We start from the raw sequence: 22,989 nt of genomic DNA, 5'->3' as shown, positions 1-22,989 counted from the left end.
CCTCCACCCGGCACCTATTTGTTTAGGCGCTGTAGTACCTCCGCCACACTACCCCCGCTGATCCGTTCCGGTTCCACCCCAACGAGGCAGTAAGCGTAATCCAGCTCGCCGGGCTTGGAGCTGCCCAGGTCCTGCAGGCTTGCCGACGGTCGCAGGCGGCCCAGGAGGGAGTTCAGGTGCGGGTAGGCGCCCGGCGCGGCGGGGGTAGTGCGAGTGAACGCGGTTTCCATGCCGCGCGCCACACGGCCGGTAAACGCCCTGGTAGCTACAGTATTACCCCCGCGGCGAATCAACGCCCGGTTGACCGGACTCGTGCCTGCTTCGGCGGCGAGCAAAAACGCTGAACCACACGACACCTTGGCCACGCCCGGCCAAGTCAAGGCCTCGGCGACCTCCGCGGCGTCGCGCAACCCGCCCGCTGCCACCAGCGGCGGGATACTCTTTGCTTCCTCTGATGCTCCTGACTCCGCCAGCGCAGCGTGCACCTGCGCCACGAGGTCGCGCAGCGGAAACTCGTTGGGGGTGGCCTCCACCTCCCACGTTCCGCGGTGGCCGCCGGCCGCGGCGGCCTGGACGACGATCACGTCCACACCCCGCTCCCGCGCAGCGATCGCCTCCGTTGGGGTGGTCACCGTCGCCCACACCTCCATGCCGGCATCCTGCAGGGCCGCCGCCTCCGCGGCAGGTGGGCAGCCGAACATCGTGGAAAAAACTTCAGGCCGGGTCGGCGCGGCGAGCACGGCGTCGACAAGCTCGGCGTAGTCAAAGGTGTAGTCCACGTCCGGGTACTCCACCCCCAATTCGTCGGCCAGCGCCCGCGCCCACTGCTCGGCTTCCTCCGTGATGGGCTCCTGGGGATAGAACAGGTTCACCCCAAAGCGGTGTCCCTCCAGTTCCGCGAGTAACTCACGGGCGCGCTGTGGGGCCACGCGCCCCAGCGGTAGGAAAGCGAAAGACCCGGCGGCCTCGGCGGCCTTGATGAGCGCAGGAGTGATGGGGCCGCCTGCCATGGGCGCGACGAGGACAGAGGATGCAACGTCAATCATGGGCCCCAGCCTATGTGAGACAATCGGGGTCGTGTCCTTTATCAAAGACTTCTTTTCACGCTTCACCCGCGACCGCGGCGCATTGTCTCGCGGCACCGCAGCTTCCATATCTTCTGCCTTGGAACTCGACGATTTGAACGCTGAGTGGCTCATCGTAGGCCTGGGCAACCCGGGTCCGAAGTACGCGGCGACGCGCCACAACGTGGGTTACATGGCCATCGATGACCTGCTAGCCGCCACTGGCGACGTCCTCACCCCCGTCAAAGGCGTGAAGGCACAGGTGGCACCGCTACAGCTTGGCGACGCCGCGGTACTCGCTGTGCGTTCAACGACGTTTATGAACCTCTCCGGCGAGGCAGTCGGCGCGCTCGCCGCGGCGCTCGACATCCCTGCCGAGCGCATCATCGTTCTCCACGACGAGCTGGACCTCCCCGCCCACAAGACCCGCATCAAGCTGGGCGGCAACGAAAACGGACACAACGGCCTCAAGAGCATGTCGGAGCACCTGGGCACCCGCGATTACCTGCGGGTGAGAATGGGAATCGGCCGCCCGCAGGACGGACAGCCGATCGTGGACTGGGTACTCGGCGGAGTGGACTCCGGCCCGGGCTTCGACGAGGCCATTGCCACCGCCGTGGAGGCCGCGCGCCTCGTGGTCACTGACGGCCTAGCCAAGGCGCAAAACCTCATCCACTCCCGGTGATTGCCCTGGCGGGCCATGACCGACCGCAAGGGCAATGAACGAATTAAAGGGCAGCCTCGATCTCGTCGAGGGCCACGCGCAGCTGCTCGGCCACGGCGTCGGTGACGGCGAGGCCGGCGTCGTTGGTGTTATCCGCGATAGAGAAGGACACGGTATTCTCCGCAACCTTCATCTTGAGGTTCTCCAGGACCGGCAGCCACGCCGGGATGACCCATTGGCCGCCGCTGTAGCTGTAGCCCAGCACGGTGATGGGCTTGCCCGCCCACTCCACGAACAGCGAGTCCACCGCGTTCTTCAGCGGGCCGGGGACGGAGTGGTTGTATTCCGGGGTGACCATGACGAAGCCGTCGTACTTGGCCACGGTTTCAGCCCACGCGGTGACCTGGGAGTCGGCGTACTTGCCTTCGGCAGCGGCCGGGAGAACCTCCGCGTCCAGCAGCGGCATCAGGTAGTCCTTGAGGTCGACAAGCTCGTACGCGTGCTCACCGCCACGGGCCCGTGCCTGCTCCAAGACCCACTGCGCCACAGACTCACCCAAGCGTCCTTCGCGAACCGAACCGATAATAATGCCAATGGCCATGTGCCACACCTTTCAAAAGTGATACGTCAACAAGTTGTTTTTAGTCTAACGCCTCCCCACGCTTTTCTTATTCCCGCCTGCCCCCTATTCGCGCTCGTCTCTGCCGCCCCTGCCTCCGAGCCAGTTTCAAAGCCCACGGCGAAACCACTAAGGTAGGAGCAATGAACACCACCGTCGCATCTGAGGCACAACGCCGCCGCACCTTCGCCGTCATCGCGCACCCGGATGCCGGTAAGTCCACGCTCACCGAGGCCCTCGCCCTGCACGCCCACGTCATCTCCGAGGCGGGTGCCGTCCATGGCAAGGCCGGCCGCAAGTCCACTGTCTCCGACTGGATGGACATGGAAAAAGAGCGCGGCATCTCCATCGGCTCCTCGGCGCTGCAATTCGAGTACGCGCCCGAGGGCCACGAGGGCGAGCCTTACATGATCAATCTGGTGGACACCCCGGGTCACGCGGACTTCTCGGAGGACACCTACCGTGTGCTCACCGCCGTGGACGCCGCGGTCATGCTTGTCGACGCCTCGAAGGGCCTCGAGCCCCAGACCCTCAAGCTCTTCCGCGTGTGTAAGGCCCGCGGGTTGCCGATCATCACTGTGATCAACAAGTGGGACCGCGTCGGCCGCACCCCGCTGGAACTCGTCGACGAAATCGTCAACGAGATCGGCCTGCAGCCCACCCCGATGTACTGGCCCGTCGGCGAGGCCGGCGACTTCCGCGGCCTCGCGCGCATTACCGAGGACGGCGAAGTGGACGAGTACGTGCACTTCCTGCGCACCGCGGGTGGTTCCACCATCGCCCCGGAGGAGCACTACTCCCCCGACGAGGCCGCCTCCCGCGAGGGTGATGTGTGGGAAACCACCGTCGAGGAAGTTGAGCTCATGACCATGGACGGTGCCGTCCACGATCAAGAGTTGTTCGAGTCCTGCACCACCTCGCCCACCATCTTTGCCTCCGCGATGCTCAACTTCGGTGTCCACCAGATCCTCGACACCCTGTGTGCGCTGGCGCCGGCCCCGCGCGGGCGCGACAGCGACCCGAAGGCAGTCGAGGCCTCGACAAGCGCGATGGACGAACGCCGCGACATCGACGAGGAATTCTCCGGCGTTGTCTTCAAGGTGCAGGCCGGCATGGACAAAAAGCACCGCGATAACCTGGCATTCATGCGCGTGGTCTCTGGCGAATTCGGCCGCGGCATGCAGGTCACCCACGCCCAGTCGGGTCGCTCCTTCTCCACCAAGTACGCGCTGACGGTGTTCGGGCGCACCCGCTCCACGGTGGAAGCCGCGTACCCCGGCGACATCGTGGGCCTGGTCAACGCCGGTTCCCTGGCCCCGGGTGACACCATCTTTGACGGCAAGCCGGTGCAGTTCCCGCCGATGCCACAGTTCGCGCCGGAGCACTTCCGCACTTTGCGCGCGAAGTCCCTGGGCAAGTACAAGCAGTTCCGCAAGGCCCTCGATCACCTCGCTGCCGAGGGCGTCGTGCAGATCCTGCGCAACGACCTGCGTGGCGACGCCGCGCCCGTCATGGCGGCGGTGGGCCCCATGCAGTTCGAGGTCATGCAGGCCCGCATGGAAAACGAGTACAACGTGGAAACCGTCACCGAACCCATTCCGTACTCCGTGGCGCGCCGCACCGACGCCGCCTCCGCTGAAGACCTTGGCCGCCAGCGCGGCGTGGAGATCTTCACCCGCACCGACGGCGAACTCATCGCCCTATTCGGCGACAAGTGGAAGCTCGCCTTCATCGAAAAGGAGCACCCGGAGTTCACGCTGGAGACACTCGTCGCGGACTAGGAGATCACTGACGCGAGCCGTGCAGGATCGCCTAGCGGTTGGTGAAGTTCGGGTCGCGTTTCTCGCTAAACGCGGCCATGCCTTCCTTTTGATCCTCAGAGGCAAACGCCAGGTGGAACAGACGACGCTCGTGAAGTAGCCCCTGCTGCAACGGGGTCTCGAAGGCCGTGTTGACCGCTTCCTTGACGAGCTGAGTGGCAACGCGGGAGCGAGCAGCAATGGTGCTCGCTGCATCGAGCGCCTCGTCCATAAGGGCATCCGCAGCGACGACGCGAGACACCATCCCGGCGCGCTCCGCTTCGTCGGCGTCGATCATGCGGCCAGTCAGGCACATGTCCATGGCCTTGGATTTTCCGACGGCACGGGTGAGGCGCTGGGAACCACCAATGCCGGGCAACACACCGAGATTCACCTCGGGCTGACCAAACTTGGCCTTCTCACCCGCGATAACAAAGTCGCACATGAGCGCCAGCTCGCAGCCACCGCCGAGCGCATAACCGTTGACCGCAGCGATAACCGGAATGCGTACCTGCGACAGCGCGGCCCAACCGGCGAACCAGTCCTCATTGAACATGTCGATAGCGGACTTGGAAGCCATTTCTTTGATGTCCGCGCCGGCAGCGAAGGCTTTCTCGGAGCCCGTGATGACGATGGCACCGATGTCCGGATCAGCATCAAAGCCCTGGGCGGTCTCCACCACTCCGCACAGCATGTCCATGTTGAGGGCGTTGAGTGTTTGGGGGCGGTTGAGGGTAATGATGCCCACCCCGCCCTTGGTCTTGCTAAGCACCGAAGCGTTGCTATCCGACATGTGATTTCCTCCTGACGAAGATGAGGCAGCTAACGAACACCAGGGTAATGAAAACCACCAGAACCGTCTGCGTCCCAAAGCACGCGGCGTAGTACTTGGCCACGTAACCAGCCACGGACCAGTCGTTGACGGCGGCTTGCGGGATGGTGAGGACTGCGAATAGGTGCTTCGCCCACACGCCGACGGCACCGACGGTGAGAAAAGTTGCCGCGGAGCGACGCCTGCCCGTCGCCGCGGCGGCCACGCCCACCGCGCCCGAGGCGACGGCCAGGGCCATGACGATGAGCAGCCACAGCGGATGGTCGGCGAACGGCCCGCCAAGCTGGACGATGGCGTGGTCGATAAGGTGCTGGTCGGGCAGATCATAGCCGTCCAGAACGACGTCGCGCGGGAAGGACTGCACGCCGTCGGCATGCAGCATCGAGGCGTCAGAAAAGTGGGGTGTCATGAGGTTAAGAATTCCTTCCAGTGTGGCCACTCAGCATAAGTCTGACTGCGGCCGGCCTCGTAGTTGGCCTGCAGCTTGGCATGGTTGCGTTCCGTGGAGGCGACTTGCATGTCCTCCGGGAAGAACAAGCAGGCCTGCCCGGCGCGCTCGAGCTCCAGTAAGCGATCCTTGGCCTGGTTGTAGCGGTCCGCGCGGGCGATGAGCGCCTCCCCCACGGCCGGGTAGCGATAGAACGCGCGGCGCACGATGCCGTGGCGGGTGACTTGCGGGCGCACGTAGCCGCGGGGGCGCGAGCCGATAAACAGGAATTTCTGGTACCCGGCGCGCTCCGCGGCGTCGATAAGAATGCCGCCGGACTCCCCCAGAGCGCCGTCGACGAAGGGGACGCCGTCGATAAAGCGCATGGGCATGATCATCGGCAGCGTAGAAGAGGCGCGCACACGCATCATGAGGTCCGCTTTGTTTTTAATGTCTTGTCGCGTCCAGTAGACGCCCTCACCATTATCCGCGCGGGTCGCGGCCAGGATCATGTCCGTGGGGTGAGCAAGGAAAGCATCGAAGTTGTACGGCAGATCTTTGTCCGCGGATCGCTCGTAAATGTATTCGGCATTGAAGTAGCCCTGCCCCTTGAGCAGCGAGTTGACCCCGCCGAAGGAGGGGTTGTTCGCGAATTCCACGAAGGACTCCACTGTGCGCTCGGGATCGCGCCCGAGGTAATTGGCGGTATGCGAGGCCCCAGCGGACACGCCCGCGACGAGGCCAAAGGCCACGTCTTCGCGAATGAGCTTTTCAATGCACGCGGCGGTATACGAGTTGCGCATACCGCCGCCCTCAATCACTAGCGCGGTATCCGATGCATCAATCACAGTGGACCAGTCTACGCGCGTTCTGCTCGCTGAGGCGGGTGCTGCCAGGCCCGACTAGAGGTAGACCACACCAAGGGCGATAAGGATCCCGGCGACCACAAATCCGCTGGCTTTGGACAGTTCATCCGCCTTGTCACGGGCAGCGGCAAACGCGCGGCCAGCGGGGCTGTCAGGGTAGGAACGAACCCAGCCGACCAGGAGGGCACTGAGTGTGGGCAGCGAGAGCGCGATGGAAGCGTAGATGACCATGCCGCCGTAGTTGATGAGCGGGCCGTAGCCGCCGGCGATGAGGAACAGCAACCCGGCGAAGAAGGGGGCGGAGGTGATTGATTGGACGAAGCCGAGGATGAAGCCCACCAGCACGGTCTTTGGCCCCGGGGCGCGCAGCGGTTCCAGGATGCGGGCGACGAGCTTGTTGTCGCCGCCGGGCTTGCTCATGAGGGTGAGCACACCGATGAGCACGCCCACCGCGATGAGTGCCCAGCCAAATACCGGGGATTCTGTCAGCCGTTTCACCTGCTCATCTAAACCGTCGAAGATGGCCATGCACGCCACCGCGAGGGTGAAGACGCCCAACCAGTCGCCGACAATGAGCAGCGGCACGACCTTTTTGTAGCTACCGCGCGGCAGCATAACGCCCAGCGCCACGATGACGCCGATGAGCAGGGCATTAAGCGAATCGGCAAAGGCGTTGGTGACGGCAGCAAGGAGCATGTGTGCAAGTCTACAAGCCTGACACCGGCCGGAAATTTTGCACAAGTTGCGCAACTTTGCACGACAGATGTAATCTTGCACGGTCACTGCAACTTACCTGTTCAAGGATACTCTTCAATGTCAAAGTTCCTGTACAAACTTGGCCGTTGGTCCTATCGGACCGCGTGGCCCTTCCTCGCCTTCTGGCTGGTGCTGCTCGTCGCACTCGGCGGCCTGGCGGCCAACTTCGCCAAAGACCCCTCCCCCAGCTTCTCCATGCCAGACATGGACTCCACAGTCACCATGGAGCAGATGAACGACCGCTTTGGCACCGACGGCGACGCCATGAGTGAGCCGGCCGGCACGGTCGTCGTCAAGGCCCCCGAGGGCAAGAAGCTCACCGATCCCGAGGTCATGCAGGAAGTCAGCGCCCTGGCTGACGACATCAAGGGCGCCGCCTCCTACAAAGACGCCGAGGCCATCGTCAACCCCGTTATGGCCGCCAAGGGAATGGAAGCCCAGATGGGCAAGCAGATGAAGGCTCAAGGCATGCCGCAGCCGGTCATCGACGACAACCTCCAGGCACTGTCCCCGTTGAGCGAGGATCAGTCCACTGGTCTCATCAACTTCACCTTCGATGCCCCGAGCACCATGGAGGTACCCGACGGGGATCTCCAGGCGGTGAAGGACATCGTTGCCGATTACGACGACGGCGACCTCCAAGTGGCCTACCAGGGCACTGTGTTCCAGGCCGCGGGCGAGATGGACATGAAAGCCGAGACCATCGGCCTAGCCGTGGCGGCCATCGTCTTGCTCATCACCTTCGGCTCCTTCGTGGCCGCGGGTACGCCGCTCATCTCCGCCGTCATTGGCGTGGGCGTGGGCATCCTCGGCGTCCAGCTGGGCACCCTGTTTACGGACTCCATCAATGACATGACCCCGATGCTGGCCTCCATGATCGGCCTGGCCGTGGGCATCGACTACGCACTGTTTATTGTCGCGCGCTTCCGCAATCAGCTCATCACCTCCTCTGGACTCAACGACTTGAGCCCCAAGGAGCTCGCGGCAGAGCTGAAGAAGATGGACAAGGACACCCGAGCACACGCCATGGGCATGGCCGTGGGCACCGCGGGTTCGTCCGTGGTCTTCGCCGGCATCACCGTTCTTATCGCACTGGCCGCGCTGTCGATCATCAACATCCCGTTCCTCACTGCCATGGCCATCGCCGCGGCCATGACCGTGGCGCTCGCCGTACTGGTGGCCATCACGTTCCTCCCGGCCCTGCTCGGCCTGTTGGGCACGCGCGTGTTCGCGCTGCGTTTCCCCGGCCCGAAGGTCCCGGACCCGGAGGACGAGAAGCCCACCATGGGCCTACTCTGGGTGCGCCGTATCCGCAAGCGCCCCATTATGCACCTCGTGGCCGGTGTGGTCCTGCTGGGCATCCTGGCACTGCCCGCCGCGAACCTGCAACTGGCCATGCCCACCGACGGCACGTCCAAGCTGGGCAGTCCACAGCGCACCGCCTACGAGATGACCGAAGAGGCCTTCGGCCCGGGCCGCAATGCCCCGATGATCGCCTATGTGGACGCACAGAACGTCGACAAGCAAGACCGCATGGCTGCGTTCCACGAGGCATTGAAGTCTTTCAATGAGACCGAAGGCGTGGCCAACGCGCAGATTGTCCAGACCACCAAGGACATGGACGCCGCGCAGATCATGATCACCCCGTCCACCGGCGCCACCGATGAGAAGACCACCGACACCCTCAATGCGCTGCGCGAACACCAGGGCGCGTTCGAGGAATCCACCGGCGCCACCTTCGGCATCACCGGCATCACCCCGGTGTTCGACGACATCTCCGAGCGCCTCACTGACGTCCTCCTGCCCTACATCGCCATCGTTTTGGGTTTGGCGTTCATCGTTCTCATGCTGGTCTTCCGTTCCATATGGGTGCCGCTCATCGCCGCGCTGGGATTCGGCCTGTCTGTCGCCGCCGCGTTCGGCGTGACGGTCGCGGTGTTCCAGGAGGGCATGTTCGGCATTATCGACGACCCGCAGCCACTACTGTCCTTCCTGCCCATCATGCTCATCGGCCTGGTCTTCGGCCTGGCGATGGACTACCAGGTATTCCTGGTCACCCGCATGCGCGAGGGCTTCGTCCACGGCAAGACCGCGGGCAACGCAACGTCGAACGGTTTCAAACACGGCGCCCGCGTGGTCACGGCCGCGGCGCTGATTATGATCTCCGTGTTCGCGGCCTTCATGCTTATCGACGAACCCTTCATCAAGACCATGGGCTTTGCTCTGGCGGTCGCGGTGGCCTTCGACGCGTTCGTGGTGCGCATGATGATCATCCCGGCCACGATGTTCCTACTGGATGACCGCGCCTGGAAACTGCCAAAGTGGCTGGATAAGATCCTCCCCAACTTGGACGTGGAAGGCGAGGCCCTCACACAATCGACGGGCGGCAACTCCCCACGCGATGAACAGGACTCGGCGGCCGCGGCACAGGTAACGGTCTAGTAAGGCCCTCAAGAAAGAGAGGACACACATGAGTGGATTGCGAGAAACCAAGAAGGCCGCGACGCGCAACGCAATCGCCGATGCCGCCGCGCAGATCCTGCTCACCGAAGGCTACGAGTCATTCACTGTGGCCACCATCGCCAAGGCCGCCGGGGTAACCACCCGTACGTTCCATAACTACTTCACGGGGTTAGATAAAGCGCTCCTCGCTTTCATCGAGACCACCATTGTGGAGGTGGCAGAACAGGTCAAGCACTTCCCTGCCGAGCTGGACACGGTGGACATCGTTGAGGAACTCGTGGTGTCGGGGGTGCGGGCTGAGGAGCCTCCGATTCGCTCCATCACCAGCCTATTTCTCGTCGCGGACTCCGCGGGTAACCACGGCGGACTCGGCGGACCGCCGCCGTCCAAGGAGGAAGCTTACGCCCTGGTTAACCCGCTTCTTAAAGCATTTACGGAACGCACCACGGAGGACGTTTTTAGCGTCGAAGTCAAGGTTCGAGTAGCCGCTGCGGCGGGACTCATGGCCGTAGAAAAGTTCCTGAGCCTGCCCGAACCACAGGACAAGGAAGTAGGCACCCGGATGGTGCGCCAAGCTTTTAGCATCTTGCGCAGCTGTTAACGAAACATTCACCCGCCACCGCCCCGAAGAGGGTCGCTGGCGGGTATGGTTTTATGAGGCACTTTTTGCGCCACAGATTGTTGAATGTAATTGCCCGCGATGATTGGAAGAAATAAAACAGTGAAGGTTGCGATTCTAGGCGGCGACGGCTTCTGCGGTTGGCCCGCTTCCCTCTACCTCTCCGACCAGGGCCACGACGTGGCCATCGTTGATAACCTGTCCCGCCGGGCTATTGACAAGGAGCTGGGAGCCGAGTCCCTCACCCCGATTGCTTCCATCGAAGAACGCATCGCGGCTTGGAAGGAAGTCTCCGGCAAGGAGCTGTCCTTCCACAACATCGATGTGGCGCAAGACTATGACGGCCTACTGGAGTTCATCAATACCTACTCCCCAGATGCGATCGTCCACTTTGCTGAGCAGCGCGCCGCGCCGTACTCCATGAAGTCCGCGCGCAACAAGCGCTACACCGTGGACAACAACATTAACGCCACCCACAACCTGTTGGCTGCTGTCGTGGAATCCGGTAAGGACATCCACATCGCGCACCTGGGCACCATGGGCGTCTACGGCTATGGCACCGCCGGTATGGAAATCCCCGAGGGCTACCTCGACGTGGAAGTGGCCGTACCCGACGGCGGCAAGGTGGAGCAGTCCATCCTCTACCCGTCCAACCCGGGCTCGGTGTACCACATGACCAAGGTGCTGGATCAGCACCTGTTCGCGTACTACGCCAAGAACGACGAGCTGCGCATCACTGATCTGCACCAGGGCATTATCTGGGGTACGCACACCGAGCAGACGATGAAGGACGAGCGCCTTATCAACCGCTTTGACTACGACGGCGACTATGGCACGGTGCTCAACCGCTTCCTCATGCAGGCCGGCATTGGCTACCCGCTGACTGTCCACGGCACCGGCGGCCAGACCCGCGCCTTCATCCATATCCGCGACATGGTTCGCTGCATCGAGATCGCGCTCAACAACCCGCCGCAGCGCGGCGACCGCGTCATGATCATTAACCAGATGACCGAGACCCACCGCGTCGTCGAGCTGGCTAACCTCATCGCGAAGATCTCCGGCGCGGAGGTGGCCATGGTCCCGAACCCGCGCAAGGAGGCCGCGGAGAACGAGCTGCACGTAGCCAACGATACCTTCTTGTCCCTGGGCCTGAACCCCACCACTTTGTCCGAGGGTCTGCTCCATGAGGTGGAGGAAGTGGCCAAGAAGTACGCCGATCGCTGCGACCGCTCCAAGATCCCCGCGCAGTCCCTCTGGACTAAGAACCAGGCCGCGGGCGTCCCCGATTCGGAGGCAGCCAAGGACGGCGCGGACGGCGCAGACGACGCAGTCCCCACTCCCGCCCAGGCGTAGAACCGGAAACCGCAGCCTGCATGCGCATCGCACTGTTCACGGAGACGTTCCTGCCCAAAATCGACGGGATCGTCACCCGATTGACCCGCACCCTGGAGCAGCTCGACGCCCTAGGGCATGACGTCCTCATCTTCGCCCCGGGCAACCCGCCAGCGAAGTTTGGGCGTTTCGACGTCGTTCCGGTTCCCGCGATCTCTTTCTTCGCCTACCCGGAGGTCAAATACGGCATTCCGAAGCCTCAGGATTTCCAGACCCTGCGCGACCTTGACCCGGACGTCATCCACGCGGTGAACCCGGTGTGGACCGCCGGCTGCGGCGTGCTCGCGGCCAAAGCGCTGCGCCTGCCGCTGGTGGCCAGCTTTCATACCAATGTGCCCGAGTACACCGAGGAACTTGGCATCGCGTGGCTGAAGAAGCCCGCCGCCACGGCCATCAACTTCCTGCACAACCAGGCGCACATCAACCTATGCACCTCGGGTCCCATGGTGGACAAGGCGCGGGGCTTGGGTATGAAGCACGTGGAGCTGTGGCCCAAGGCCGTGGATACGGACACCTATCACCCGGACAAGGCCACCGCCGCCATGCGGGAGAAGCTGACCAACGGCAACCCCCAGTCCCCCGTCGTGGCGTATATCGGCCGCATTTCCAAAGAAAAGCACCTCCACGAGCTGTCTCCCATCATGGCGCAGGTCCGCGAACGCGTACCCGGCGCGCGCCTGGCGATGGTGGGTTCCGGTCCCAACGTAGAGCAACTCCAGCAGGACTTCAACCCGGAGTACTGCACCTTCACCGGATACCTCTCCGGCGACGAGCTGTCCGCCGCCTTCGCCTCAGCGGACGTGTTTGTCTTCCCTTCCCGCACGGAAACCCTGGGCCTGGTGGCGCTGGAGTCCATGGCCTCAGAGGTCCCCGTCATCGGCGCCCGCGCCGGGGGCATCCCCTTCGTCTTGGACGAGGGCGAGACCGGCTTCCTCATCGATCCCGCCCCGCACGACGCCACACCTGAACAGGTCGCTGCGGAAAACACCCAGTGGGCTGACCGGATCGTGGAGTTGCTTTCCGACGACGCGCTGCGTCAGCGCATGGGGCGCGCCGGCCGCGAGGAGGCGCTGCGCCACTCCTGGCTGGAAGCCACACGCAGCGTGGTGGATGTGTACGAACGCGCCATCGCCCGCCGCGACAACGCCCGCCCGCGTCACGACGCCTAGCCTGCCCACACCCCTACCCCGCTCACCTACTTCACACAGTACAATCACAGCATGGTCTACTCCCCGCCGGAATCACTCGACGACGTGGTCATCGATGGTCTCCTGAGCTCCTCTGCCCACGACGCCGCCTTTCACAGGCAGGTCGGTCCCATCACCGGCGTGGAGTTCAACGGCGGTACCGCCGACACCACAACGCCAGATCTCGCCTTAGATATCCCCGTGGACGTGCGCATCCATGGCCCCAACCACACGACCACGGACTTTACAGGCACCGTCATCGCGCACCTGACCACCCAGTCGTGGGAATGGACGACCTCGCGTGTCAACGACCTCGCAGGCCTGGGCATTGCCGAGCTGCGCTCCGGCTCGCAGCCTTATACCCCGCTGCTCGTGGCTGCCGCGCGCACGCTGTGTGGCGGACAGCCGGTGGTGTTGCGGGCTGGCGACGAGCACCGCCCGACGCAGCTGATTGTGGTGAACAGCGATGCCCCACTCCCGCCGGTACACGCGGCGACAACGAATTTCCTCGCCGAGCTTCCGTCGCGCGGCTTCAACTCTCTGCCCCAGGTACCGCGTACACTGCGCGAGCGCAACGAGTGGCGCGCCGTCATGGCCTACGCCGCCCAGCGCGGCCTCTCCGCCGAGCTCGTCACCAACACCGGCAGCCATCCTGGCTCCAACGCCTCCCCGACAGGCCGCACCGTGGCCTTCGGCGACGGCAGCCGTGTGACCTTCCAGGCCGCCCACCCGACCCGCATCGCTGCCGCCACTGGCAACGAGAACGCGCTGTCCTTGGCAGACATCCAAGCCGATGCCTTTTACTTTGCGGCGGAGCACGAGATGCTCCTGGATGCCCGCTTCCCCCGGCCGGAGGCGCACGTGTCCATCCCGGAAAGTTCCTTTGCGCTACGCGACGGCGCGGCCGCCACGCGCGGCCCAGCTGCGCTCATCGCCACCTGCACTGCCGATACCTGGACGTGGGCGTGGGCAGATCCCTTCGTGGCACACCTCCCCATCGCGCGCGCCGCGCACCGCATCAAAGACTTCGCTACGCAGCAAGGAATCGCGGATCTTATCCGGCCGCAACTGTCCCTGGATGACGCGGAGGCCAGCGACCTCATCAACGTGACCAAACCCATCCTGCAGTGGTGGACCCACCTCAGCGTGGAGCTCGGCCCGCACCCCGAGGATCCCACGCAGCGCGTGCGCGGCATCGTGCTCATCAACCCACCGGAGCTCCGCGCCCCAGCCGGCCCCGCCGACGTCGCCGCCCGCGCGAAAGACACCATCCTGGCCATCCCCACCCCGCCCGGCATCGATGCTCACCGAGCCCGGCGCGCCTACGAACGCTTCCGCGACGCCCGCTAGCGCACGTGACCTAGACGAGAAGGGGTATCAGCAGAGCAAGCACCAGCGGGGCGAGCATCGCAGCTGTGACTAGTCGCCCCGCCGTGTGCCCGAGATTGACCGTGTAGTTCCCCGGGGCGGTCTCGATAAAGGTGCGCTTGTCGTCCGGGTTGTTGTAGTACACACCCCACTTGATGTCCGGCTCTCCTTCGCTGGGAGGGAATTCCAGTCGCGCCTTTTCGGCGGCGAACATCATGGATACCAACAGACCCAAGGTGATGCCGAGCACGCCAACGATAGTCAATACTAGTGACCACCTCCCGGGCAGCCACCCCATGATGTCGCACAGCAGCATGAGCGACAACCACACGGCGAGCGCCACCGACCAGCCGGCAAACGGCCGCAACGAGTAGTGTGCGGTCGCTTTCGTACGCGCGCCGCGCTGCTCGGCAGTGGCGCGTTCTTGTGCGGTCCACCCCGTGGGCGGGGTCATGGCCTGCGCCCTGATGAGTGCGGCGCAGCCCCACATGATGACCAGGAGAACTAGCGGGATGACCGCCACCATGCCGAGCACGGTGGCCGGAGTGCGGGTGACGAAGTTGTCCGCCTCACCGCGGCCGTTCCAGTGCACCGGCATGGGGTCCGGGATGTGCTCGATATTGAGCAGTCCGTAGACCGATAGCGCGACGATAGCGAGGACACCGAGCAAGAAGAGACGATGCGGGACGGCCACAACCTGTGGTGCGTTGTTGTGGCCGTGTCCCGAGCCGTCCGAGCTCTGGTCGTCTTGGCTCTGGTCGCCCTGCCCCATCGCGCGCATTCCTTATCGAGGTCGAAAAATTAGATACCTACCCACCATAGTCACCATAGTTAAGCAGCGCAACGATGGCTTCCTTGTCCACCTCCGCGACGGATGCCGGCTGGAACTGCGGATCCTTGGTCTTGTCCACGAGCACGGCGCGTACGCCTTCGACGAAGTCGGGCTGACGCAGCAGGTAGGTGCCCACCGCATACTCGTTGTCCAGCCCGGCGCGCAGGTCGGCGACGTTGGCGTTGGCCTTGAACAGCTCGACCGCGGCGACCAACGAGGTTGGGCTTGCGGCGGCGGTAGCTTCCGTGACGAGTTCCTTGAGCTCTTCGTTCGAGTGCGCAGCCACCGCCGCGGCGATCTCCTCCCACGACCCCGGGGCAAAGGTTTCCTCGATGGCGGGGGCCAGAGCCACCAGTGGCGCCTCCCCATTGGGGGTGTGCGCGGCGTCGGCAAGCGCGGCGTCGACGCCGCGGGCAATGATATCGTCTACCAGCGCCTCTGTGATGTTGGGGACATAATGGGTGGCCAGGCCAGTCCACAACATATCCGCCGCATACATGCGGTAGGCCGTGGTCGCCCAGAACAGCGCGAGCTCCGGGGAAGGCTTGCCGCGGGTGCCCACCATCCGCTGGGAGGAATAGGACAGCCCGACATCGGTGATGTAACCAATATTCATCTCCGGCATGGCGGCGAAAGCCTTGTCGCTGACGATGCGGTGGCTGCCATGCGCGCTGATACCGAGCCCGCCGCCCATCGCCACGCCGTCGATAAGCGCGATATAGGGCTTGGGGAAAGTGCCGATGAGGTTGTTCATCGCGTATTCCATCTCGAAGAAGCCGTCGGTCTCCTCGAAGTTTCCGGCCACCACTCCGTCGCGGGCGACGCGCACATCGCCGCCCGCGCAGAACGCCTTGGGGCCAGTAGAGCGGACCAGGACCTGAGTCACCGCGGCGTCGTCACGCCACTGCTCCAGGATCTCCTTGATACCGCGGATCATTTCCGGGTTCAGCGAGTTGAGTGCCTTTGGGCGGTCCAATTCGATGACTCCGGTAGTGTTGCGAACGTACGTAGAAAGTGTTTCAGCTGCCATACACAATAGTGTTCCACATCACTCAGTGATTTCGCAGAACATTGCCCCTCCTGTAGCGGGAGGCATCGCTCCTGTAACGATGGGTGGCAACTGAACTGTTGGAAAAGAAAGGCCCCTCGTGGCACCACGGCTCATCGCATTGGACATGGACGGCACACTGTTGGACGACAACAGCCAGGTTCCGGAGGAATTTTGGCCGTTGCTGCGCCACGCCCAGGAACAGGGTGTGGCCATCGCCCCGGCGTCTGGGCGCCAACTCGCGACTCTGCAGGACATGTTTGCCTCCGAGCACACCGGAGTGGACGTAGAGCCGACATCCTATATCGCCGAAAACGGCACCGTAGTTTTCCACGACGGGAAGATCGTGTCCACCACGGTTATTGACAAGGAAGCGGTGCGGCGTGTGCTGGAGGCGCGGACGCAGATCCGCGCGGACTCGGATTTTGTCCTCTGTACCCCCGAGATGGCCTACCTCCTGGACTCCACCCCGGAGTCCACCCGGAAGCAGGTCCGCAACTACTACCGCGCCACCACCTACGTCGGTGACCTGGACGCCGTCGCCGCCGAGCATGACATCATCAAGATCGCAATCTACTGCGCCGCCGGGACCGAAGAACATGTAGCACCAGCAATGTTTGCCGCGGTGCCGGACCAAGATGTGGCGATCTCCGGCGCGGTGTGGCTCGACGTCATGGCCCGCGGGGCGAACAAAGGCGTCGCGCTGACCAACATGGCCCGGGCACTCGACATCCCCGTTTCGGACACGGTGGCCTTCGGCGATTTCCTCAACGACTATGAGCTTCTCGACGCCGCGGGCACCGCCGTCGCCATGGAGAACGCCCACCCCAAGCTCAAGGCCATCGCTGACCGCATCGCGCCACCGAACACCGAGGCGGGAGTCATCACCGTCCTGCGCGAGATGTTGGGGCTAAAGGCCTAACTCACCTACTTACGCGTCATCGTGTCTAGCAGCCCGAGTATCGTGATATTCGCCTGATTGGCGATGAGTTCGACCTTCGCAAGCAACGGGACGCGGTGCATGTAACCACGCGAGATCATGTGGGCTATGCCGTGGACAGACGCCCACCCGATGAGCACATGGCGGTAAGTCAGCCACGGATCGGCCGTTGCGCCTTGTTCTTCAAAGAAACGCTGGAAGTACTGCACTTCGAGTGCATAGGCTTTACCCATCCCCGCCGTAGGATCGGTAGGACTTTCACCCTCCGGAATAATGGATTGGGAAGCAGCGAAAATGATCGCATCAAAGGCCTCAGGGTTATCGATCGCCCAAGCGCAGTAGCCACCAATCATGCCGATGAGGCCGTCGATAGCGTTGGCGTCCTCCCCCATGGGACGCACCCCCTCCACGAGGTAAGAGTAGGACTCCTCATCACATTCGTCTTCCATCTGACGCAGCAGGGTCAATGGGGTGTCGAACAACGTGGCCACAAATGCGACGTCGTGTCCGTCGCGCTCCGCGACGCTCGCCAGTGTGAGGTTTTCGGCACCATTATCCGCGACTTCCTCGCGGGTGGCAAGGAAGATCTCACGGCGTACTGCTGAGTCCACCACGTCCTCAAGACGAAGGCCATTGTCCTGCGCGGCAGCCACAAGCGAACCCATCTTGTCGCTGCATACCATCTGATTGGGTTCCCGCAGAGCCTTGTCCACGCCTGCAAAATACATCGCAAGCAGAGCGTCCATCAGCTGTCGGTGCATGCCCTTGCCAAGGTGCCGAAGAATACCCAGCGTGCACAGGTGAGACAAGCCGTGGACAGCCGCCCACAGACTCAGGATGACAAAATCGACGTCGTCTGTGGAAGGTTCATCGCCTTTGACTTCAGCAACAAGCGCCGCGGCGTTTTCAGCAATAACGTTGAGCGTCAAACTGGCGTCAAGCTGAAAGTCCATCACGATCGACGCTTCCAGTTCCTCGTCCAGAAATGCGTGCTCGGTCATAAAGCAGTAAAAGAGCTTAGGGTTCGAGCGTGCAAACGAAAAATAACTTTCGGCGATTGCCGAAAGTACATCGCGCGAGCCTGCGCCCTGCTCCAAGGCCTGGAGCCGCTCGGAAGCTACGCCATCGAGAACCTTCAGCGTCGCTGGCTGACTAGCCCTAATGAGGGCGGCGGTCGTGGGATAATGCTGTTTGATTAGTTCAACCGGCTCCCCGAGCGCACGGGCGACACTCTCCACGCTGACAGCCGAGTGACCCTCCACCGAGATAAGGTGCATCACCTCATTAACGATGCGATTCTTGTCGGCCTGCACAACCGATTCCCGCGCCTCAGACAAAGTGTTGACACCTTCTTTTGAGATTATGGTTTATGAAAGGAATTAGCAGGATTTCTCCACTGAGAAACGGCCACACTATCCACCCGCAAACTCGCTGGATAGACCGCACATTGACAGTTAACATTTAGTCTACAACACTCGCCAATCCCCGAAGCAAGTTCGTCACATGTCATGACTCACCACGCGACGGCGGCACCCGTATTCACACGTTGTCACAGCAATGTGAGCAACAAAGCTACACGGAGTCTCCGTCATGAAGAGACGTCATGAGGCCGGCCACCATGATATTCGATTGATGGACAAGCAAGGCGAATTTTCTCTCTTCTGGGAGTTGCTCCAAAAAGCCTCGCGAACACAGGTGGCTAATGCCCAGCACCGTTGCCCAGCCCACAACCGCCTGGCGGAAGAGCAACCAAGCATCTTTGGGTGCGCCCTCCTCGATGAAGGCTTGGGTGAACCAATCCGTCATCCGCGAATACGCGCGCCCCATTTCGAAGTCTGAGTCGGAGCGGTCAAAATTGGTCGGCACGATCGATTGCGTCGCTACAAGGACAATTGCTTCGAGGTTGTCCGGGTAGTCTAATGCCCAGGTGAAGTAGCTTGCGGCAATCCCGCACAGAACTTCCGCGGCCGACTTGTCCACGCCCATAAGGTCAATGGAGGTCTCAACAAAAGACTCCATTTGCCGGTCCAAGTGCCGCTCAAGCTCCTCACCATAGGTCATGGCGCTACGGAAGCGTGCTGCCGCTTCACGGAGTTTTACATTTTCGGCTTCGGCCTCTCCTGACAGGCTCAGTGTGTCCACGCCATATTTCAGAATCTCAGCGCGTACGCCACGCATCAACTGGCGCCGCTCCGGGTCGTCGATAACCTCATCCGCTTTCAGCGCATGTTCGCGCACGTAGCGCGCCACTTTTGTCACCAGCTCATGGGTGCTGACGTGCACCGGGGTGCGGAGGTTGTAGCAGAGCCCGTCTAAAAAGTTTTCGAACGCCGTCAATAGAAGCTGAGTCTGCACAACCGAACCAAGGTTCCGGAGGATCCCGAGGGCCAACAAATGAACGATGCCATGAATATTCGCCCACCAGCACAGGATGGTCGCTTCCACGAGTTCCAGGGACGGCTCGCTCGACGTTTCCTTGCGGATAATATTCGCGCAGGCTTCTTTGGCCAGCTGCAGAGTAACCGAGTCCTTGGCATGGAATCCTTGTCCCAACGAGCCGCCCTCGCTCACGGGCAACTCGGTTTCCGTGACCATCGAGTAAAACACGTGTGTTCGCTCGCGCGCGAATTCATAGTAGCCCCGCGTCAAGGCCCGCAGAATCGAGACGGGATCAATGCCCGCCCCCAAGCTCGAGTCCGTGCTCAGTCCGGGCCGCAACTCTTCCAGATGTTTTACGGTGAACGCATCAAGCACTTTCACCAAGGGCACATCGAGAGCAACCAGGAGGTCCTTGGTGGTCGCGATCTCAGCAACCACCGTTTCAGAAGGCACCCCCAGTTCGTGGGATACTCGGGAAAGATCGAGCTCTGCCAACCCCTCTTCAGAGATGATTGCTCGAGCAGCATCCACGATGATTGCCAGCATCGGGTTTACTTCTGCGGTACCACCAGGAGCCGCCACATCATTAAGCATCCGTTTTCGTTCGCTTCCACTGTGCCCCTCGATCCGCGCGATAAGGGGAGTTAATTAAGGGATTTAGCCTTCGACCTTGTACTCCGCCATCTTGTCCCACTCCGTCTTGCCGTCGATCTGGTAGTTGATGATGTCCGGAGTTTTAGCCAAGTACTGCGGGAATTCCTCGCAGGAGCGCTTAAAATGCTCGGTGTTGACATGGGTGACGTCCTCGCCATCCTTGTACGACTCAACCAGCATAAACTTGGTTTTGTCTTCCGGGTCGGCGTACATCTTGAAGAAGAGGCAGCCAGGCTCCGCATTGCAGGCTTCAGAGTACCACTGAGTTTTCTCCAAGAAAGTATCAGCGAATTCCGGTTTTACATCAAAGAGAACGTTAATCTGAATCATATGCCCATAATACGTTGTAAAAAAGAAATCTAACACCACTTAATGAGAAATCACAGGTAGCGCGAAATAATGGGCACAACAACCCTCGGACATCATTGCACCAAGGGTTGTAGGGGCCATACCTCTGGCCCACGGGGTGCAGGGGCTACGCCAACGGCTAGGAATTGTAGAAATACTCCACGAGGTAAATGTAGTTCCCTTTCACTGCCACTGCGGTGCCAAAGCGCTTCTTGTCCTTGGCTGTGTTGGCGTCCCGGTCAAGCCACTTGAGTCGGTCCTGGGCCTCCTTGTTGGTCAAGCGGTAGATGTTGCCGGTGCCTTCTTTGCGATGGGTGACACCCTGACCAACCTTGCCGGTGAATTTGGCTTTACCAGCTGCAGCCTGGGCTGCCCACTCCTGGGCTACCTTGTACGCGCTCGTGCTCGGGGTGTGCCCCATATCCTGAAGGTGCTTGGCCGTGGCCTTGCGCGCGGATTCGGCAGTTGCAGCGTTTGCGGCGCCTGCCTGAGCTCCTGCAGAATCACCAGTCCCCTTCTTCACCGGCTGCTTCACGAAATCCGGGAGTGCAACGTTGTACTCGTCCGCTAATTCATAGGCCTGCTTGGGCAGAACAACCTGGGAAGGCACACCGGCGCGTGAGGAAAGCTCGGAGGATAGCTCAGCAGGCGCCGCACCTGCGGCCGGGGTCAGGCAAGCGGTCAGGGCCAGGGCGGTAAGCGCGATGGGCGCACGACGAAGTGTAGACATACCCCTAATCTTTCACAGAATCACGCCAGGTGCATCCAGGATTCGCATCACACTTCTGATCGCAATCGCATTGTTATCTTCCGCTCCCTGCGCCGCGCCAACTGTGCCCCATCGACAGGAGCAACTATTCCAATTGCTCGCCGAGTTCCATCCACTCCATCTCCAGGGCTTCGTGCTCTTCGCGGATACCTCGCAGCTGTGCATCAAGTTCGGTCAAGCGACCGGTGTCCATCGCCTCCGCAGCGTTGGCCATCTCCTGATTGAGGCCGGCCATTCTCTCGTCGTGCTTTGCCATCTTGCGCTCCAGCGCATTCATCTTTTTGGTGATGTCGCGAACTTGTTGGTTGCTCAGCTTTGGCCCCGGTTCTTGAGCCGCGTTTGTACCGTCGCCGCTGACGCTCTCCGCACTGGCGGCGTCGGGGATCGCTTCGGTGCCGCGCCCAGCGCTCGCTGCACCAAGGTCGAGGGCACCACCTGCGGAGCTTGACGACGCCGCGGCACGGCGGCGCTTGAGGTATTCCTCAATCCCGCCGGGCAGGTTAGTCAGCCTACCGTCGCCAAACAGCGCGTAGGTGTTATCCGCGATGCGCTCGATGAGGTAGCGGTCGTGCGAAATGACCACGAGGGTCCCTGGCCAAGAGTCCAGCAGTGATTCGAGTTCCTGCAGGGTATCGATGTCCAGGTCGTTCGTCGGCTCGTCGAGCAACAGGACGTTAGGTTCAGCCATGAGCACCCGAGTAAGTTGCAGACGACGGCGCTCGCCGCCGGAAAGATCGCCCACCGGAGTGCGCTGTCGCTTCGGGCTAAATCCCAGACGCTCCGCCAGTTGCGAGGCGCTCAGTTCCTTCTTGCCGAGCTGCACGTAGCGCGCAACATCCTCAATGGCGTCCAGGACACGACGCTGCGGATCCAGATCATCTAGTTCCTGTCGCAACCAGCCCAGGCGAACCGTTTGCCCCTCAATACGCTTGCCTTCTTGCAGCGGGTACTCGCCCGCCAAGGTGCGCAGCAAAGTAGTCTTTCCAGAGCCATTGACACCGACCAGACCGATTCGCTCACCGGGAGCGAGGCGCCAGGTGAGGTTACCCACCAAAACGCGACCATCTGGAGTGGCGATCTGTGCGTCCTCCAGCTCGATGACCACCCTGCCCTGGCGCTGCTTGGAAAAACTCAACAGCTCGATCTTGTTTCGTGGCTCAGGCACGTCAGAGATCAGTGCTTCCGCGGCTTCAATTCGGTAGCGCGGTTTTGAGGTGCGAGCTGGTGCGCCGCGACGCAACCAGGCCAATTCTTTGCGCGCCAGATTCTGACGACGCTGCTCAATGGCATCAGCTTGGCGTGCGCGTTCCGCGCGGGCAAACGTCCAGTCGTTGTAGCCGCCCTCGTAGGCGTCCACCCGACCGTCGTGCACTTCCCACGTCCAGGTCGCAACTGTGTCCAGGAACCAGCGGTCGTGGGTAACCACGACCACTGCCACCTTGCGGCGCAGAAGATGCTCCGCCAACCATTCCACGCCCTCCACGTCAAGGTGGTTGGTCGGCTCGTCGAGCACCACCAGGTCCAGATCTTGTACCAAAGCAGCGGCGAGGTTTACGCGGCGGCGTTCACCGCCGGACAGGCCACCTACCGGGGTGTCGAGCCCAAGGTCGACGATACCGAGCCCCTTGAGCACGTCGCGTACCTTGCTATTCGACGCCCATTCGAAAACTTGGAGGCCCAAAGGTTCGACGACGGCCTGCCCCACGGTAAGTTCCTCATCCAGCTCGAAGCGTTGGGTCACCACGGCCATGCGCAGATCCGAGTTATGGGATACCCGGCCGGAGTCTGCCGGCTCCTGCCCGGTGAGAACCTCCAGCAGGGTGGTCTTTCCGCCACCGTTGAGGCCCACCACGCCGATTCGGTCGCCGGTTTGGACGCCGAGAGACACTCCGTCAAGCAGAGTTTTCAGGCCGAAGGATTTGGTGACGTTTTCCAGATTAATGAGGTTTGCCATAACGCATTT

At 62.2% G+C, this 22,989-nt stretch carries 21 protein-coding genes; 8 read left to right on the top strand and 13 right to left on the bottom strand.

Going from position 1 to position 22,989, the window contains the following annotated elements; translation table 11 throughout:
* Positions 1-14: 14 nt before the first annotated feature.
* Positions 15-1,046, bottom strand: coding sequence for a nitronate monooxygenase (locus tag H0194_RS09320; protein ID WP_185175619.1), 1,032 nt, complete (start codon positions 1,044-1,046; stop codon positions 15-17).
* 31 nt (positions 1,047-1,077) lie between these two features.
* Between H0194_RS09320 and pth the strand changes: the two genes are divergently transcribed.
* A complete protein-coding gene (pth, locus tag H0194_RS09315) occupies positions 1,078-1,749 on the top strand; it encodes an aminoacyl-tRNA hydrolase (protein WP_246388888.1) in 672 nt (223 codons plus the stop codon).
* A 43-nt stretch (positions 1,750-1,792) separates the two neighbouring features.
* Here the strand turns inward: pth and H0194_RS09310 are convergent, their stop codons facing one another.
* Positions 1,793-2,329: an NADPH-dependent FMN reductase gene (locus tag H0194_RS09310; RefSeq protein ID WP_185175617.1), complete on the bottom strand. Its 537-nt coding sequence runs from the start codon at positions 2,327-2,329 to the stop codon at positions 1,793-1,795.
* A gap of 161 nt (positions 2,330-2,490) precedes the next feature.
* On the opposite strand from H0194_RS09310, the gene H0194_RS09305 reads away from it, so the two are divergent.
* On the top strand, positions 2,491-4,128 hold the full coding sequence (locus tag H0194_RS09305; RefSeq protein WP_185175616.1) for a peptide chain release factor 3: 1,638 nt from the start codon (positions 2,491-2,493) through the stop codon (positions 4,126-4,128).
* A 31-nt stretch (positions 4,129-4,159) separates the two neighbouring features.
* On the opposite strand, the gene H0194_RS09300 is transcribed toward H0194_RS09305, so the two are convergent.
* Genes H0194_RS09300 through H0194_RS09285 form a run of 4 tightly spaced genes read right to left on the bottom strand, consistent with a single transcriptional unit; the run spans position 4,160 to position 6,967 of the window.
* Positions 4,160-4,939: an enoyl-CoA hydratase gene (locus H0194_RS09300; protein WP_185175615.1), complete on the bottom strand. Its 780-nt coding sequence runs from the start codon at positions 4,937-4,939 to the stop codon at positions 4,160-4,162.
* Entirely contained in the window at positions 4,929-5,387 is a 459-nt protein-coding gene (locus H0194_RS09295; protein WP_185175614.1) for a hypothetical protein, read from the bottom strand. Before H0194_RS09295 ends, H0194_RS09300 begins: the two co-directional genes overlap by 11 nt.
* Positions 5,384-6,253, bottom strand: coding sequence for a patatin-like phospholipase family protein (locus H0194_RS09290; RefSeq protein WP_185175613.1), 870 nt, complete (start codon positions 6,251-6,253; stop codon positions 5,384-5,386). Before H0194_RS09290 ends, H0194_RS09295 begins: the two co-directional genes overlap by 4 nt.
* Before the next feature lie 54 nt (positions 6,254-6,307).
* Positions 6,308-6,967: a hypothetical protein gene (locus H0194_RS09285; RefSeq protein WP_185175612.1), complete on the bottom strand. Its 660-nt coding sequence runs from the start codon at positions 6,965-6,967 to the stop codon at positions 6,308-6,310.
* A gap of 117 nt (positions 6,968-7,084) precedes the next feature.
* Here H0194_RS09285 and H0194_RS09280 point away from each other — a divergent pair, with 117 nt between their 5' ends.
* The 5 genes from H0194_RS09280 to H0194_RS09260 all read left to right on the top strand — a co-directional run bounded on the left by H0194_RS09280 (position 7,085) and on the right by H0194_RS09260 (position 14,038).
* The gene (locus tag H0194_RS09280) at positions 7,085-9,469 is read left to right on the top strand and encodes an MMPL family transporter (protein WP_185175611.1); all 2,385 of its coding nucleotides are present in this window, start codon (positions 7,085-7,087) and stop codon (positions 9,467-9,469) included.
* Positions 9,470-9,497: 28 nt separating this feature from the next.
* A complete protein-coding gene (locus tag H0194_RS09275; RefSeq protein ID WP_185175610.1) occupies positions 9,498-10,091 on the top strand; it encodes a TetR/AcrR family transcriptional regulator in 594 nt (197 codons plus the stop codon).
* 120 nt (positions 10,092-10,211) lie between these two features.
* The gene (locus H0194_RS09270; protein ID WP_185175609.1) at positions 10,212-11,462 is read left to right on the top strand and encodes an NAD-dependent epimerase/dehydratase family protein; all 1,251 of its coding nucleotides are present in this window, start codon (positions 10,212-10,214) and stop codon (positions 11,460-11,462) included.
* Between the two features lie 20 nt (positions 11,463-11,482).
* Positions 11,483-12,670: a glycosyltransferase family 4 protein gene (locus H0194_RS09265; protein WP_185175608.1), complete on the top strand. Its 1,188-nt coding sequence runs from the start codon at positions 11,483-11,485 to the stop codon at positions 12,668-12,670.
* Positions 12,671-12,721: 51 nt separating this feature from the next.
* Positions 12,722-14,038: a DUF6882 domain-containing protein gene (locus H0194_RS09260; RefSeq protein ID WP_185175607.1), complete on the top strand. Its 1,317-nt coding sequence runs from the start codon at positions 12,722-12,724 to the stop codon at positions 14,036-14,038.
* Positions 14,039-14,048: 10 nt separating this feature from the next.
* Here the strand turns inward: H0194_RS09260 and H0194_RS09255 are convergent, their stop codons facing one another.
* Both H0194_RS09255 and H0194_RS09250 read right to left on the bottom strand, forming a co-directional pair.
* Positions 14,049-14,828, bottom strand: a complete 780-nt coding sequence (locus tag H0194_RS09255) for a DUF1648 domain-containing protein (RefSeq protein ID WP_185175606.1) — start codon at positions 14,826-14,828, stop codon at positions 14,049-14,051.
* A gap of 37 nt (positions 14,829-14,865) precedes the next feature.
* Positions 14,866-15,918: an enoyl-CoA hydratase/isomerase family protein gene (locus tag H0194_RS09250; RefSeq protein ID WP_185175605.1), complete on the bottom strand. Its 1,053-nt coding sequence runs from the start codon at positions 15,916-15,918 to the stop codon at positions 14,866-14,868.
* A 118-nt stretch (positions 15,919-16,036) separates the two neighbouring features.
* Between H0194_RS09250 and H0194_RS09245 the strand changes: the two genes are divergently transcribed.
* Positions 16,037-16,858, top strand: coding sequence for an HAD family hydrolase (locus H0194_RS09245; RefSeq protein ID WP_246388887.1), 822 nt, complete (start codon positions 16,037-16,039; stop codon positions 16,856-16,858).
* A 5-nt stretch (positions 16,859-16,863) separates the two neighbouring features.
* On the opposite strand, the gene H0194_RS09240 is transcribed toward H0194_RS09245, so the two are convergent.
* From H0194_RS09240 to H0194_RS09220, 5 genes are all read right to left on the bottom strand, one after another.
* Positions 16,864-18,213, bottom strand: a complete 1,350-nt coding sequence (locus tag H0194_RS09240) for a TetR/AcrR family transcriptional regulator (RefSeq protein ID WP_185175604.1) — start codon at positions 18,211-18,213, stop codon at positions 16,864-16,866.
* A gap of 235 nt (positions 18,214-18,448) precedes the next feature.
* Positions 18,449-19,801 carry a hypothetical protein gene (locus H0194_RS09235; RefSeq protein ID WP_185175603.1) on the bottom strand — a complete coding sequence of 451 codons (1,353 nt, stop codon included), beginning with the start codon at positions 19,799-19,801 and terminating at the stop codon, positions 18,449-18,451.
* Positions 19,802-19,912: 111 nt separating this feature from the next.
* Positions 19,913-20,239: a putative quinol monooxygenase gene (locus tag H0194_RS09230; RefSeq protein WP_185175602.1), complete on the bottom strand. Its 327-nt coding sequence runs from the start codon at positions 20,237-20,239 to the stop codon at positions 19,913-19,915.
* Positions 20,240-20,396: 157 nt separating this feature from the next.
* Positions 20,397-20,987, bottom strand: a complete 591-nt coding sequence (locus H0194_RS09225) for a hypothetical protein (protein WP_185175601.1) — start codon at positions 20,985-20,987, stop codon at positions 20,397-20,399.
* A gap of 124 nt (positions 20,988-21,111) precedes the next feature.
* Complete coding sequence (locus tag H0194_RS09220; RefSeq protein WP_185175600.1) at positions 21,112-22,980, bottom strand: ABC-F family ATP-binding cassette domain-containing protein; 1,869 nt, start codon at positions 22,978-22,980, stop codon at positions 21,112-21,114.
* Positions 22,981-22,989: the final 9 nt, after the last annotated feature.

Source organism: Corynebacterium incognita (genome assembly GCF_014217255.1).
In the GTDB taxonomy this organism is placed as follows: Bacteria; Actinomycetota; Actinomycetes; order Mycobacteriales; family Mycobacteriaceae; genus Corynebacterium; species Corynebacterium incognitum.
Note: the sequence above shows the minus strand (reverse complement) of the source record. Positions and strands in the feature narration are given on the sequence as shown.

Excerpts from the sequence above, each read along its gene's own strand:
- H0194_RS09220 (WP_185175600.1), bottom strand. The coding sequence starts at position 22,980 with ATGGCAAACCTCATTAATCTGGAAAACGTCACCAAATCCTTCGGCCTG.
- H0194_RS09250 (WP_185175605.1), bottom strand. The coding sequence starts at position 15,918 with ATGGCAGCTGAAACACTTTCTACGTACGTTCGCAACACTACCGGAGTC.
- H0194_RS09320 (WP_185175619.1), bottom strand. The coding sequence starts at position 1,046 with ATGATTGACGTTGCATCCTCTGTCCTCGTCGCGCCCATGGCAGGCGGC.
- H0194_RS09280 (WP_185175611.1), top strand. The coding sequence starts at position 7,085 with ATGTCAAAGTTCCTGTACAAACTTGGCCGTTGGTCCTATCGGACCGCG.
- H0194_RS09285 (WP_185175612.1), bottom strand. The coding sequence starts at position 6,967 with ATGCTCCTTGCTGCCGTCACCAACGCCTTTGCCGATTCGCTTAATGCC.
- H0194_RS09230 (WP_185175602.1), bottom strand. The coding sequence starts at position 20,239 with ATGATTCAGATTAACGTTCTCTTTGATGTAAAACCGGAATTCGCTGAT.
- H0194_RS09235 (WP_185175603.1), bottom strand. The coding sequence starts at position 19,801 with ATGCTGGCAATCATCGTGGATGCTGCTCGAGCAATCATCTCTGAAGAG.
- H0194_RS09300 (WP_185175615.1), bottom strand. The coding sequence starts at position 4,939 with ATGTCGGATAGCAACGCTTCGGTGCTTAGCAAGACCAAGGGCGGGGTG.
- H0194_RS09265 (WP_185175608.1), top strand. The coding sequence starts at position 11,483 with ATGCGCATCGCACTGTTCACGGAGACGTTCCTGCCCAAAATCGACGGG.
- H0194_RS09275 (WP_185175610.1), top strand. The coding sequence starts at position 9,498 with ATGAGTGGATTGCGAGAAACCAAGAAGGCCGCGACGCGCAACGCAATC.
- H0194_RS09310 (WP_185175617.1), bottom strand. The coding sequence starts at position 2,329 with ATGGCCATTGGCATTATTATCGGTTCGGTTCGCGAAGGACGCTTGGGT.
- H0194_RS09295 (WP_185175614.1), bottom strand. The coding sequence starts at position 5,387 with ATGACACCCCACTTTTCTGACGCCTCGATGCTGCATGCCGACGGCGTG.
- H0194_RS09260 (WP_185175607.1), top strand. The coding sequence starts at position 12,722 with ATGGTCTACTCCCCGCCGGAATCACTCGACGACGTGGTCATCGATGGT.
- H0194_RS09255 (WP_185175606.1), bottom strand. The coding sequence starts at position 14,828 with ATGGGGCAGGGCGACCAGAGCCAAGACGACCAGAGCTCGGACGGCTCG.
- H0194_RS09305 (WP_185175616.1), top strand. The coding sequence starts at position 2,491 with ATGAACACCACCGTCGCATCTGAGGCACAACGCCGCCGCACCTTCGCC.
- H0194_RS09225 (WP_185175601.1), bottom strand. The coding sequence starts at position 20,987 with ATGTCTACACTTCGTCGTGCGCCCATCGCGCTTACCGCCCTGGCCCTG.